This is a genomic window from Bradyrhizobium sp. AUGA SZCCT0105 (assembly GCF_018129565.1).
Lineage (GTDB): Bacteria > Pseudomonadota > Alphaproteobacteria > Rhizobiales > Xanthobacteraceae > Bradyrhizobium.
In genome coordinates this window covers 246,448-259,519 of the sequence record NZ_JAFCMK010000001.1, presented here as the reverse complement: position 1 = coordinate 259,519, position 13,072 = coordinate 246,448, and the positions used below count along the sequence as shown (strand labels likewise).

At 65.3% G+C, this 13,072-nt stretch carries 12 protein-coding genes, 1 tRNA gene and 1 pseudogene; 2 read left to right on the top strand and 12 right to left on the bottom strand.

Annotated features, from left to right (window positions below):
- Window positions 1-9: 9 nt before the first annotated feature.
- From JQ573_RS01115 to JQ573_RS01100, 4 genes are all read right to left on the bottom strand, one after another.
- Window positions 10-417 (bottom strand): GNAT family N-acetyltransferase, encoded by a 408-nt coding sequence (locus JQ573_RS01115; protein WP_212315090.1) that lies wholly within the window; start codon window positions 415-417, stop codon window positions 10-12.
- Window positions 418-601: 184 nt separating this feature from the next.
- Window positions 602-675, bottom strand: a tRNA-Gln gene (locus tag JQ573_RS01110).
- A 190-nt stretch (window positions 676-865) separates the two neighbouring features.
- The gene (locus JQ573_RS01105; RefSeq protein ID WP_212315091.1) at window positions 866-1,066 is read right to left on the bottom strand and encodes a hypothetical protein; all 201 of its coding nucleotides are present in this window, start codon (window positions 1,064-1,066) and stop codon (window positions 866-868) included.
- A gap of 177 nt (window positions 1,067-1,243) precedes the next feature.
- Entirely contained in the window at window positions 1,244-3,721 is a 2,478-nt protein-coding gene (locus JQ573_RS01100) for a penicillin-binding protein 1A (protein ID WP_212315096.1), read from the bottom strand.
- 566 nt (window positions 3,722-4,287) lie between these two features.
- Here JQ573_RS01100 and JQ573_RS01095 point away from each other — a divergent pair.
- Complete coding sequence (locus tag JQ573_RS01095) at window positions 4,288-4,623, top strand: hypothetical protein (protein WP_244435761.1); 336 nt, start codon at window positions 4,288-4,290, stop codon at window positions 4,621-4,623.
- A gap of 62 nt (window positions 4,624-4,685) precedes the next feature.
- Here the strand turns inward: JQ573_RS01095 and ggt are convergent, their stop codons facing one another.
- Window positions 4,686-6,392 (bottom strand): gamma-glutamyltransferase, encoded by a 1,707-nt coding sequence (gene ggt / locus JQ573_RS01090; protein ID WP_409334684.1) that lies wholly within the window; start codon window positions 6,390-6,392, stop codon window positions 4,686-4,688.
- Window positions 6,393-6,616: 224 nt separating this feature from the next.
- Here ggt and JQ573_RS01085 point away from each other — a divergent pair, with 224 nt between their 5' ends.
- Window positions 6,617-6,778: a hypothetical protein gene (locus JQ573_RS01085; protein WP_212315099.1), complete on the top strand. Its 162-nt coding sequence runs from the start codon at window positions 6,617-6,619 to the stop codon at window positions 6,776-6,778.
- A 179-nt stretch (window positions 6,779-6,957) separates the two neighbouring features.
- Here JQ573_RS01085 and JQ573_RS01080 read toward each other — a convergent pair whose 3' ends face one another.
- From JQ573_RS01080 to JQ573_RS01050, 7 genes and pseudogenes are all read right to left on the bottom strand, one after another.
- Window positions 6,958-8,445 (bottom strand): amino acid permease, encoded by a 1,488-nt coding sequence (locus tag JQ573_RS01080; protein WP_212315482.1) that lies wholly within the window; start codon window positions 8,443-8,445, stop codon window positions 6,958-6,960.
- Between the two features lie 160 nt (window positions 8,446-8,605).
- The gene (locus JQ573_RS01075) at window positions 8,606-8,911 is read right to left on the bottom strand and encodes a BA14K family protein (protein ID WP_212315101.1); all 306 of its coding nucleotides are present in this window, start codon (window positions 8,909-8,911) and stop codon (window positions 8,606-8,608) included.
- Between the two features lie 192 nt (window positions 8,912-9,103).
- Window positions 9,104-9,649, bottom strand: coding sequence for a c-type cytochrome (locus JQ573_RS01070; protein WP_212315103.1), 546 nt, complete (start codon window positions 9,647-9,649; stop codon window positions 9,104-9,106).
- Window positions 9,636-10,913 (bottom strand): sulfite dehydrogenase, encoded by a 1,278-nt coding sequence (gene soxC, locus JQ573_RS01065; protein WP_212315105.1) that lies wholly within the window; start codon window positions 10,911-10,913, stop codon window positions 9,636-9,638. Before soxC ends, JQ573_RS01070 begins: the two co-directional genes overlap by 14 nt.
- Before the next feature lie 222 nt (window positions 10,914-11,135).
- Window positions 11,136-11,606: a DUF1801 domain-containing protein gene (locus JQ573_RS01060; protein WP_212315107.1), complete on the bottom strand. Its 471-nt coding sequence runs from the start codon at window positions 11,604-11,606 to the stop codon at window positions 11,136-11,138.
- Between the two features lie 156 nt (window positions 11,607-11,762).
- Window positions 11,763-12,718 (bottom strand): annotated as a pseudogene (locus tag JQ573_RS01055) (catechol 2,3-dioxygenase).
- 161 nt (window positions 12,719-12,879) lie between these two features.
- Entirely contained in the window at window positions 12,880-13,065 is a 186-nt protein-coding gene (locus JQ573_RS01050) for a hypothetical protein (protein ID WP_212315109.1), read from the bottom strand.
- Window positions 13,066-13,072 lie beyond the last annotated feature (7 nt).

Sequence of the window (13,072 nt, the reverse complement as noted above, 5' to 3'; positions counted from 1 at the left end):
CGCCGGCCGCTATCGCTCGCGCTTGTAGTGGAACGCGTTGTCCGGCTGCGGCATGCCGATGGTCTTGTAGAACCCGATCGAGTCGGGCGCCGACAGCAACAGGCACATCGATTCAGGTCCGGCGTGGCGCCGCGTTTCCGCGATCAGGCGCTTGCCGATGCCGTGGCCCTGAAACGCTCGATCGACCGCAAGGTCCGACAAATAGCAGCAATAGGCGAAATCGGTCAGCGCACGCGAGACGCCGACAAGCTTGGTCGCCTTCCGCGCCGTCACGATCAGGTTCGCATTGGCGATCATGCGCGCCATGCGGTCGGCATCCGCCAGCGGCCGCCGCTCGCCGAGGCCCGACTGGCGCAGCACCGCGATGAACTCGTCGACGCCAATCGACGGCTCGCGGGCATAAAGAATTTCGTCCATTACCTTAAACCTCTGTCGCAACAGGCCGCACCGCAGGCGCGAGACCATGGTGGATTATGCCGGGCTAATCCACACTGGACGCCGTGATGGCACAAGCCATCTCACGTCCGGCACGCCATCGGGAGCCGGCCGCGACGAGCAATCATCGGGATTTCAGAGGATGGTCGGGGCCACGGAGGCAGATTGGCTGGGGAACCTGGATTCGAACCAAGACAAACAGAGTCAGAGTCTGTTGTGCTACCGTTACACCATTCCCCAAGAATTGTCCGTGGTATCAACAGCTTAGCTGGATGACTGGACATCTCGGTACAGCGGGTTCGCCTGCCAAATCAGCGCCCGCGCGAGTGCGACCTTCTACCCGCTTGGTCCCACGCTTGGCAAGCATTGTTGGCGGGGAATGGGGGTGAAAATCGCGGCCGGGACGAGCGATCAGCGTTCGGCCAGAGGTTTACATTTCAGCGACCAGTTCAAGCAGCACTTCGGGGCAGGCTGCAAGCAGGGATCCAAGGCCAAATCCTACGATGCCGAGCGAGATGGCACCAATCCAGCCGTGCCACCCCCATCCAAGGACCGCGCCCATCAGGGTTGCGGCCCCAACCACGAGAACGGTCCAGATCAGCCGCATTACGGCAAGCAACGCCTTGATCATCGCGATCCACGGCTCGACACGCGCGGACGCGAATGGAAACGTCGCGCTTCGGGGGTTCTCCGGTCGAGGACTCCATTCTTGGGTTGGCGCCGCGCGCGGCATGTTCAACCACGGCGGCGTGATGCGCCCTGACAAAGCGCCGCACCACCCCAACCGCAAATGCCCTGCCGTTTGGCCTCAATACAGCCCGCTCGGACTGGACTGCATGACGGCACGGCCCGCGTCCGGCGGGATTGCCTGCTGGGTGCCGTCGATCACGTCGGTGCCGGCGACCAACGTCGGATCATAGAACGGCGGCGCCTGGCCCGGCTTGAAGGCTTCGAGCACCACGCCCCGGTTCTGACCGGACGAGGCGCGCAGGCCGGTCTTGGCATCGACCAGCACCAGCCGGATGCCGACCGGCTGCTTGAACGGAGTGGCGGGCTTGTCGGCCAGTGCGAGCTTCAGGAAGTCGCGCGCGATCGGCGCCGCGGTGTGGCCGGCCTGGGCGTTGCGGCCGAGCGAGCGCGGCTTGTCGTAGCCGACATAGAGACCGACCACGAGGTCCGGCGAGAAGCCGACGAACCAGAGGTCCTTGGCCTCGTTCGAGGTGCCGGTCTTGCCGGCGAGCGGCTTGCCGACGTCCTTCAGCGCGGTGCCGGTACCGGCCTGGATCACGCCCTCCATCAGCGAGGTGATCTGGTAGGCGGTCATCGCGTCGAGCACCCTTTCGCGGCGGTCGACGAGCTGCGGCTCGGGCTGGTTCTTCCAGCCTTCCGGCGCGTCGCAGCCGCGGCATTCGCGCTGGTCGTGCCTGAAGATGGTGTGGCCGTAGCGGTCCTGGATGCGGTCGATCAGGGTCGGCTTCACGCGGACGCCGCCATTGGCGATCATCGAATAGGCCGTAGCCATCCGCATCACCGTGGTCTCGCCGGCGCCGAGCGCATAGGCGAGATAGTTCGGCAGCTCGTCATAGACGCCGAACCGCTTGGCATACTCGCCGATCACAGGCATGCCGATTTCCTGCGCCAGCCGCACCGTCACGGTGTTGAGCGACAGGCGGAGCGCGTTGCGCAGCGTGACCTGGCCCTGATACTTGCCGGTGGAGAAGTTTTCCGGCCGCCAGATGTTGCCCTGCCCCTGGTCGATCTCGATCGGTCCGTCGATCATCACGGTCGATCCGGTGTAGCCATTGTCGAGCGCCGTCGAATAGACGATCGGCTTGAAGGTCGAGCCGGGCTGCCGATAGGCCTGCGTCGCGCGGTTGAACTGGCTCTGGTCGAACGAGAAGCCGCCGACCATCGCGAGCACGCGTCCGGTGTGCGGATCCATCGCCACCATCGCGCCCGACAGTTCGGGGATCTGGCGCAGCCGGTACTGGCCCTCGACCGCCTTGCCGTCCTTGAACAGCGGATCGGCGTATATCACGTCGCCGGGCTGCAGCACCTGCGAGACCGCGGTCGGCGACTTGCCCTTGGTCCTGGCCCAGCGCACGCCGTCCATCGTGATGATGCCGGTTTCGCGCTGCTTGCTGACGGCGCCGCCGAGTTCGCGGCCGGGCTGGAAGCCGATCCGCGCCGACTGGTCGTTGCTCTCCAGCACCACCGCCATCCGCCACGGCGAGATGTCCGTGAGCGACTTGATCTCGGCGAGCGGCACGCCCCAGTCGCTGGTGAGGTCGAGCTTCTGGATCGCGCCGCGATAGCCCTGCTGCTCGTCATAGTTCACGAGCCCCGCCACCATGGCCTTGCGCGCCATCACCTGGACCTTGGGGTCGAGCGTGGTGCGCACCGACAGGCCGCCCTCATAGAGCTTCTTCTCGCCGTAGCGCTCGAAGATGTCGCGGCGGACCTCTTCGGAGAAATATTCACCGGCGAAGGTGTGCGCGCCGTTGCTGCGGTTGGTGACGGTCAGCGGATCCTTGCGCGCCTTGTCGGCGTCGGCAGCGGTGATCCAGCCGTTCTCCTGCAGGCGGTCGATCACGTAGTTGCGCCGCTCGATGGCGCGCGCACGGTTGCGCACCGGATGCAGGCTGGCCGGCATTTTCGGCAACGCCGCCAGATAGGCCGCTTCCGAGACCGTCAGTTCGTTGACGGACTTGTCGAAATAGACCAGCGAGGCCGCCGCGATGCCGTAGGCACCGAGGCCGAGATAGATTTCGTTGAGATAGAGCTCGAGGATCTTGTCCTTGGAATAGGCCCGCTCGATTCGCATCGCCAGCAGGGCTTCCTTGATCTTGCGGGTGAACGACACCTCGTTGGTCAACAGGAAGTTCTTGGCGACCTGCTGGGTGATCGTGGAAGCACCCTGCGGACGGCGGTTGGAACCGAAGTTCTGGATGTAGGAGACGCCCGCGCGCGCCATGCCGGTATAGTCGATGCCGCCGTGCTCGTAGAAATTCTTGTCCTCGGCCGCGAGGAAGGCGTTGATCACGAGCTTCGGCACGGCCTGGATCGGCAGATAGAGCCTGCGCTCCTTGGCGAATTCGCCCAGCAGCGATCCGTCGGCCGCGTGCACGCGGGTCATCACCGGCGGCTCGTAGTTCTGGAGCTGCGAATAGTCGGGCAGGTCCTTGGAAAAATGCCAGAACAGCCCTGCGACCGCGGCGAGACCAGCCAGGAACAGGATGGTTCCTGCGGTGAACAGGAACCCGAAGAACCGCAACAGAAATTTCATCGACCAGATTTTCCGTGGCGAATACGTCGCTCGTTCTGAGTGCGCTGCGTGCCACTTAGGCCGCCCGGTATATCGGTCGCACCATGGACCTGCAATTCAACACAGGAGAATTAAAGCGCGCCAGGCGTCAAACTTATGCCATAGAGCCCGGCTCCCGCGCGCAGCCAAATCAGCCCCTCCCCGCGCTTCGGATGCTCCGCAGGACCGCATCGACCTCGGGCCCTCCGTGCCTCGATTCGCCTGCGCGCTCGGCGGACGGCACGCCGGTCACCACTCGCTGCGCTTGCGCGGTGAGCCGCTTGCGAAAGCAAAGCGCAGGCCCGACCGATCGCTTGCACTACCCGGCTGCCGTTCGAGGCGCTGTGTCGTCAGAAACCGGTGGACAGTGCCGGGCGGCCGACAGGATTAATGGTTTGTTAACCATAACTACCGCAAGTTGTTGTTATACACGCGACTCGCGAGGGCTGGTCTGCATGGCACTGCGCGGATTTAGACGGCCTTTTGCGGCCGACCCGAATGTCCTCGGATTTCCGAGACCTCCCACTTCAGCGATGGGCACCGAAGCCTTGGACCTGGTCTATCAGGCGGCGGATCTGTTCCGCAGCATCGAGGACCGGGCCCGTGCCGGCGAGGCACGCGCCGAGGCCGCCGAACAGGCGCAGCTCGAAATCATCGCCGCCACCGAGCGCAAGTTGAGGGACGCGTCCCGGGCACTCGAGGAGGCCCGACGGCGTATCGAGTCCCAGCAGGAGCAGCTCGATGCCGCCGAGTTCCGGGCCCAGGCCGCCGAAGCCGAGGCGCGTGAAGCCAAACAATCGCTGGCCCTGGTCGAGGATGCGATCCGCCGGCGCCTGCTGCTCACGAGCGGGCACGACGACGGCAGGTCGACGGCCGTCGCCTGACGCACGACCGGCTTCGCGAGCGGTCCCTGCCCAGCCGTCCGCATGCAATCGCGCAACGGCAATCAGTAGCCACCGGCAAGCCCCGAATTGCGGCGCGGATCGTTCGCCCCATAGAAGCGATTGTTGCCGACCGGCTTGCCGTCCAGCGACGGCGCCCCGATGATGATGACCGCGAGGTGATTGGCCGGCTGCGGCGGACCGAACGTCTGGCCCATGCCTTCCAAAATCTTCCGCGTGTCGGGCGATAGCGCGAAGTCCTCGAGGTTGGTCAGGTCCGGCAGCCATTGCTGGTGAAAGCGCGGCATGTCCACGGCTTCCTGTGCGTTCATGCCGTAGTCGATGGCGTTGATCATCGTCAGCAGCACGGCGGTGATGATGCGGCTGCCGCCCGGCGTCCCCACCACCATGACCGGCTTGCCGTCCCTGGTGACGATGGTCGGGCTCATCGAGGACAGCGGACGCTTGCCGGGGGCGATGGAGTTGGCCGCCCCCTGCACCAGACCGTAGAGGTTCGGCACGCCGACCTTGGCGGTGAAGTCGTCCATCTCGTCGTTCAGCAGCACGCCGGTCTTGGCCGCGGTCACCTTGGCGCCGAACCAGTCGTTGAGCGTGTAGGTGACCGACACCGCGTTGCCGTCCTTGTCAGCGATCGAATAATGCGTGGTGTTGTTGCCCTCGTGCGGCGGAACGCCGGGCTTGATGTCCTTGGACGCGCCGGCCTTGGCCGGGTCGATCACGGCGCGGATCTTCGCGGCGTAGTTCTTGTCGAGCAAACGCTCGAGCGGATTCTTCACGAAGTCGGGGTCGCCGAGATAGCTGTTGCGATCGACATAAGCGTGGCGCATCGCCTCGATCTGGTAGTGCACCGCCTGCGCGGAGTGGTAGCCGAGCTCCTTCAGCGGGTAGCCCTCGAGTATGTTCAGGATCTCGCAGATCACCACGCCACCCGAGCTTGGCGGCGGCGCCGAGACCACGTGGTAGCCGCGATAATCGCATTCGACCGGCGCGAGCTCGCGAACCTTGTAATTATCGAGATCCTCCTGCGTGAGCAGGCCCTTGCCGGCCTGGCTCGAGGCGACGATCGCCGCTCCCACCCAGCCCTTGTAGAAGCCGTCGGTGCCGCGCTTGCTGATCTCGCGCAGCGTCTCGGCGAGCTCGTGCTGGGTCAGCCGTTCGCCGACCTGGAACGGCTTGCCGTTGTTGAGGAAGATCGCGCCCGAGGCCGGATCGTCCTGAAAATCCTTGGTCGAGGTCTGCAGCATGCTGACGTCGCCCTGGTCCAGCACGAAGCCGTCCTCCGTGAGTTGCAGCGCCGGCGCGATGACGTCCGCGCGCTTCATCGTGCCGTATTTCTCGCGCGCATATTCCATGCCGGCCACCGAGCCGGGCACGCCGACGGCAAGATGCCCCTTGGTCGACAGGCCAGCGATGACGTTGCCGTCCTTGTCGAGATACATGTTGGCGGTGGCGCCCTTCGGCGCGGTCTCGCGGAAATCCAGGAAGGTCTTGCGGCCGTCGGCGAGCTGGATGGTCATGAACCCGCCGCCACCGAGATTGCCGGCGGCGGGATAGGCCACCGCCAGCGCGTAACCGACCGCGACCGCGGCGTCGACCGCGTTGCCGCCCCGCTTCAACACCTCGATGCCGACCTGCGTCGCGAGATGCTGCGCGGATACCACCATGCCGTTCTCGGCGGCGACCGGCGCAACCGACGCGGCGTGGCCAGGTGCTGACGCCGTGAGGCCGATCGCGACAATGGCCGCGACCATCCATCGCGCGCCCGTTTGTGGATTTCGCATTGGAGTTCCCCCGATTGCGCCGTTTGGGTGCGGCGTATGTTCCTTCTATCGGAGCGAGCAAGTGTAGCAGGCCGCGCGCCCGCGCACTATAGGCTCGTCGCGCGCCGCGTCGGCCTTGACTTCCCGTCAGCCCGACGCGCGCGGCCGCTTGCCCGGCCGCGATCGATCTGAAGCCGCGCGACGGCGCGGTCGGCATGCGCGGTCCCGGATGCGCCCGGCGATGCTACGACGACGAGAGAATCCTGCTCCGCGCCGCCGCCGATACATTGATGATCTCACCGACCCTGATCATCACCGAGGAGCAGATCGAGGCGATCTTCGCAGCAATCCGCCGCGCGTTGCACGCGATCGAGTGAACCTGGCCGCGGACATTTGACTTTCAATGCCGCAACAAATTCGGTGTCGTCCCTGCGAAAGCAAGGACCGATAACCACGAATATTGATTGGTTTGCTGCGTCCCTGCTTTCGCAGGGACGACAGTCTCTTGGCGGAGACAGGCTCGCACTATCCCGCACAAGGCGAATCCTCGCCGCGCTTACACCCCGCCCCTCGCCCGCAGCCGGCTGTGGCGTCGGCCGTAGGCGGCATAGATCGCAAGCCCGATCACGAGCCACACCGCGAGCCTGATCCAGGTGTCGAGCGGCAGGCCGAACATCAGGAACAGCGACGTTCCCGCGGCAGCCGGCGCCACCAGCCAGATCGCCGGCGCCTTGAACGGGCGCGGCAAGTCCGGATCGCGCAGACGCAGCACCAGCGTTCCGATCGAGACCACCGTGAATGCGAACAGCGTGCCGATCGAGACGAGCTCTCCGACCAGCCCGATCGGCAGCAGCCCGCCGAGAGCAGCAGCGACGCTGCCGGCAAAGATGGTCGAGACATAGGGCGTCTGGAAGCGCGGATGGATCCTTGCGGCGATGCCCGGCAGCAGCCCGTCATGCGCCATGGCACGGAAGATCCGCGGCTGCGCCAGCAGCATGATGAGGATCACCGACGTCAGCCCGAACAGGATGCCGAGCTTGATGAAGGGACCGAGCCAGCCGATCCCGACCGCATCGATGCCGACGGCGATCGGATCGGGCACGCTCAGCTTGTCGTACGGTACGATGCCGGTCAGCACGAAGCCGACCGCGACATAGAGCGCGGCGCAGATCACGAGCGAGCCGAGAATGCCGATCGGCATGTCGCGCTCCGGCGTCTTCGCCTCCTGCGCGGCGGTCGAGATCGCGTCGAAGCCGATATAAGCGAAGAACACCACCGCCGCGCCGCGGACGACGCCGGACCAGCCGAATACGCCGGGACCGGCATTCGGCGGGATCAGCGCACCTGACGGATTGCTTGCCGTCACCCAGTTCGCCAGCGATACCGAAGAGGCTGCGGTCGCGAGAAACAATGCGATGACGACGAGCTTGACCACGACGACGAAGCTGGTGAAGCGCGCGGACTCGCGGATGCCGACCACGAGCAGCGCGGCGACGAAAGCGATGATCGCCATCGCCGGGATGTTGATCACCGCGCCGGTCGACGACCACACACCGGTGTTGGCGTCGTAGGCGAGCGGCGCCGAGGTGAACTGCTGCGGCAGGTTGATGCCGAAATCGCGCATCAGGCTGACGAAATAGCCGGACCATCCGACCGAGACCGCGATCGCGCCGACCGCATATTCGAGGATCAGGTCCCAGCCGATGATCCAGGCGATCAGTTCGCCGAGCGTGGCGTAAGCGTAAGTGTAGGCGCTGCCGCAGATCGGCACGGTCGACGCCATCTCGGCGTAGCACAGGCCGGCGAAGGCGCAGGCGACGGCGCCAAGCATGAAGGAGAGCGTGACGGCGGGTCCGGCATTGGCGGCGGCCGCGTGGCCCGTCAGCACGAAGATGCCGGCGCCGATGATGCCGCCGATACCGAGCGTGACCAGTTGCAACGCCGAGAGCGAGCGCTTGAAGACCGGCGTCTCCGCGTCGCCGTCGGCACGCGCCGCTTCCCGCAACAGCTCAGCGGTCGACTTTCGGTCCCAGAAACCGGCCAAGGTGTCTGTCACGCCAGCTGCCCTCCGCCGCTCGGGCCCGGCGGGACCCGACACGATCAGCGGACTATAACGCGCCGGGCGTCCAGGCGTTCGCGCACCGGGCGACCGCCCGCGAGCTTATCCACCGCCAAGAACGGCGGCCAAGCGCGGATGCGGGGCCCTATTGGCAGGGATGGCGGCGGCCGTCGCGGCCAAGGAAGGTACCGGACGCAGGATCGAACGAACGATAGCGCGCGCAAGAGGACGATGGCGCCGCCGGTATGGCGCCATAAGCATTCGCCGGGTTGCCGCCGCGTTGCGCCGCCTGCTGGGCCTCGCCCCACGGCGTCAGGGCACCGCCGTTGATCGCACTCCGCCCGGGATTCTGCGCGTCGAAAAGTGCCGGCTCCGACATCTGGGCCGAGACTGGCGTGAACGTCATTCCCACGAGCAGCACAGCGGCTGCAACGGCCTTGAGTGCGGCCATAGGACCTCTCCGATGGATCAATTGAAATTTGTCCAAGAAACTACGCAAGGGCGGCAGCGCCGTCCCTGTGCCCAGAACTGATGTGGTGACGGCCAAACTCCCGATGCAGGGGCCCACCAGGTCACAATGCCGCGAGGCAGCCGCCGGCGTGGTGCGACGACCGCGGCGCGCGGCGGCCGCGCGGACTGCGCTTCACCGATTATGCACGTCAGGCCGCGGGTCGGAGACGAACCCGTCGCGGTTTGGCATTTTGACGGCGGCGAGCGACTTCGCATCAAGCACCGCATTGGCGGGGACGATGCCGTTGAGGCTGAGGATGTAGGCGGACACCGCGTAGACGTCCTCATTGCTCAGCGACTGCGGCGCGTTCTGCGGCATCGCGCGTCGGATATAGTCGAACAACGTCGGGGCATAGGGCCAGTAGCTGCCGACGGTGCGGATCGGCTTTGGGCTCGCCAGCGTGCCCTGCCCGCCGACCAGGCGGTCACCGACGCCGCCCTGCCCGCTGTCGCCATGGCACGCCGCGCATTGCTCGCCGAACACGATGCGGCCGCGCTCCACGCTGCCGCTGCCCGGCGGCAACGCCGCGCCGTCACGGCCGATATCGATGTTCCAGCCGGCGATCTCCGACGGCGTAGCCACACGGCCGATGCCGTAGCGCTCCTCGGCATGAACAGCTGCGCCGAGTATCGCGACCGCACTCACCAGCGCGGCGGTCTTCAGATTACGCCTGGCCATTGGTCACCTCGCCATTCGCATCGATGCGCCAGGGCCAGATCGCGTTGTTGTGGTAGAACGAGTTGAGACCGCGTACCGCCACCAATTCCGCGAGCGTCGGTTGCACGTAGCCGGTCTCGTCGATGGCGCGGCTCTGGATCACTGCGGGGGTGCCGTCCCAGTGCCAGGGCAAACGGAAGCGCGTGAGCGCGCGCGTCAGCACCGGCTCCTGCAGCTCCGCCTGCTGCCAGCTCTTGCTTTCGTCGAGCGAGATCTCGACGCTCTTGATCTTGCCGTGGCCGCTCCACGCTATCCCGGTGATCTCGTGAAAGCCGTGCGTGGTCAGCTTCTGGCCGCCGGACGGCCGCGTGATGATCGACTTGGCCTCCATGTAGAAGGTGAATTCGCGCGACGTACCGTCCGGCATCGGGTCGGTGTATTTCGAGGTCTCCTCGCGCGAATACGCCGGCTCGGCGACGACCTTGAGCCGCCGCAGCCATTTCACGTTCATGTTGCCCTCGAAGCCCGGCAGCAACAGGCGCAGCGGATAACCCTGCTGCGGACGCAGCCGCTCGCCGTTCTGGCTGTAGACCAGCATGGCGTCGTCGAGGCACTTCTCGATCGGGATCGAGCGCGTCAACGCGGCGGCGTCGGCGCCTTCGGCCACGATCCATTTGGCGCCGGCCTGCAGGCCGGCTTCGTCCAGTACCGTCTTCAGCGGCACGCCGGTCCATTCCGCGCAGCTCAGCAGGCCGACGAGGTCGGAAGCCGTCTTGCCGTAGGGCTTGGTGTAGACCGGATTGCCGGAACACTCGAGGAAGTGGATGCGCGACTGCGACGGAAAGCGGCGGATGTCCTCCATCGTGAACACCAGCGGGCGATCGACCATGCCGTGCAACATCAGCCGGTGCTCGGCCGGATCGATGGTCGGCACGCCGCCATGATGGCGCTCGTAGAACAGGCCGTTCGGCGTGATGATGCCGTCGAGCTCCTGCAACGGCGTGCGGCCCGACGCGGAGATATATTGCGGCAGCGTCTTCGAGATGTTCTTGACGACGCCCTTCTCGTGAACCGACGGCGTGCCATAGGGCTGGCTTCCCATCGGATCGCCGGGCGCTTTCATCCATTCCGGCACGTTGGGCGGAAGATTATTCCCCTGTTCGGCAAGCGCGGTAGAACCGGCAACTCCAGATATCGCGGAGCCACCGGCCAGTGCTGCGCCCGCCTGAAGAAACCGCCTGCGAGACGCCTCTCGCACGCGCTTGTCCGTCGTGTGTTCGCTCATCGACGTTTCCCTCTGACGTTACCAGAGCATGATCCGGAAAAGTGCGAAGCAGTTTTTCCGAGAGGATCATGCCAGGACAACAACCTGAAGCACGATGACGATTCATAGTGCTTCAGTGCAGCCTAACACCAAATGCCCGAGGCGAGGCAACGCTCGCGCGCGCAGGGCTGCATCGACGGCGCGTCGTGGCCATTGCCCGCCGATCCTGACCTGCGTGGCCATTCACATCCGTTCGCCGGGCAATTGACTGGCTTGCTTCACCCAGGCGGTGAACTGGGTTTCGTCGAGCTCGTCGTTCTCATGAATATCGAGATAACGCGTGTGCTGCTGCTTGGACTCGCCCGGCGGCATCGGGTGCAGCGATGCGCCGCGAAAGAATGCCACTTTGACATAGCGCGTGAAGACATGGATGCCGAGGAACCAGCCATCGCCTTCGATGCCGTAGAGCGGCGAGTTCCATTTCACCGCCTTGTGCACGCCGGGGATGGTACGCACGATGAGAGCGTCAAGCTTGCGTCCGACGTCGCGCTTCCACCCCGGCATCGCCGCGATGAAGGCTTGCACCGGAGCGTCACCATACCCCTTTGCGATCTGCGGATTGCCGCCTGCGAGCAGGCGCGGCTTTGCAGCCCCGCGCTTCGCAGCTCCCTTCCTTGCCCTCTTCGCCGACGTCTTGGGCGTCCTGCCAGCCATTGTGCCTGTTCTCACCGTTCAAGCGCCGCGCGCGACGCAGCGTCCGCCCTCTCAAAGCGGATTATACCGGCTACGCATCCATGTTGTCGTCCGACCGCGCGTGTTCGAGGCGACGTATCGACGCGCTAGGTCAGTTTGCTTGCGGCGGTCGAGCATCTAGTCGATCACCGGCGGCGTGCCGTGGGTGTGGAACGACTCGATCGTCTTCAACCCCCAGGCCTGGCCCTTCTTGCGCTCCTCCTCGGTCCACACGATCGGCTTCCAGTCCGGCGCGAGGATCAGGCGGGCTCCTGCATTGGCGACCTCGACGCGATTGCCGCCGGGCTCATAGACATAGAGAAAGAACGTCTGCTGGATCGCATGCTTGTGCGGTCCGGTTTCGATATGCACGCCGTTCTCGAGAAAAATATCCGCCGCGCGCAGGATCTCCTCGCGGCTGTCGAGCGCATAGGTCACATGATGGAAGCGGCCCATCTTGCCGTAATGATCGCGGGTATAGGCGAAGTCGTAGCTCTTGTTCGACATCGTCATCCACATCGCCGCTTCGGTGCCGTCGTTGAGCACGATCTGCTCGGTGGTGCGGCACCCCAGGTAGGTCTCGAAGAACAAGCGATTGGCCTTGATGTCGACCGCGAGGCAGTTGAGATGGTCGAGCCGGCGGACATTGACTCCGCGCGCCGGAAAACGTTGCGCCTGGTTCTTCAACGCGGGCTTCAGCTCGGCCGGCGCCTCGTACCATTCGGTCTCGTAATAGAGCTCGATGACGTGGCCGTCGGGATCGCGGCAGCGGAATGCCGGTCCCTGCCCCATGTCGCCATCGATCCAGCCGATGTCGAAGCCCGAGCCCTTCAGCGCGGCGACGCGGCGTTCGAGCGCCTGCGGGCTGCGGGCCCGCAGCGCCATGTGCTCCATGCCGGAGGTGTTCGACGCGGTCAGCTTCGCGAGTAGTGCTCGTAATCGTCCCAGCCGCGCAGATAGACCGACCCGCCCTTCCTGCCGCTGACGGTCATGCCCATGACGTCGACGAAGAACTTCAGGCTCTCGTCCGGTTTCGGCGTCAGCAGCTCCATGTGCCCGAGATGCGCGAGATCGAAGATCGGTTCCGGCTGCATGGGGCGGGCTCCTTCCACGACGACGACGCCCGATCGACGGCTTGCCGCTCTAGCGCGCGAGCTTCGGTGCGTCGATTTGTACTAGTGTACAAAGGATTAGGTCCCGTCAACAAAATGTTGAGACTGGAAATTGCGGCAGCCGTTGAGGCCAGCATGCGTGCCTAGCCCTTCGACACCATCACCGGTGCCGGACCGTGCGGCCGGGATAGGGTCGCCGACACCGTCAGCGCAACGGCGAGCGCGCACACCATGCAGAGCTTCATCCGCGCGGTACGGCGATCGGTCATCGGCAGGAAGAAGAAGAACGCGATCGCCAGAACGAGAAGCGCGTTCACGAGAATGTACATGGCGGAG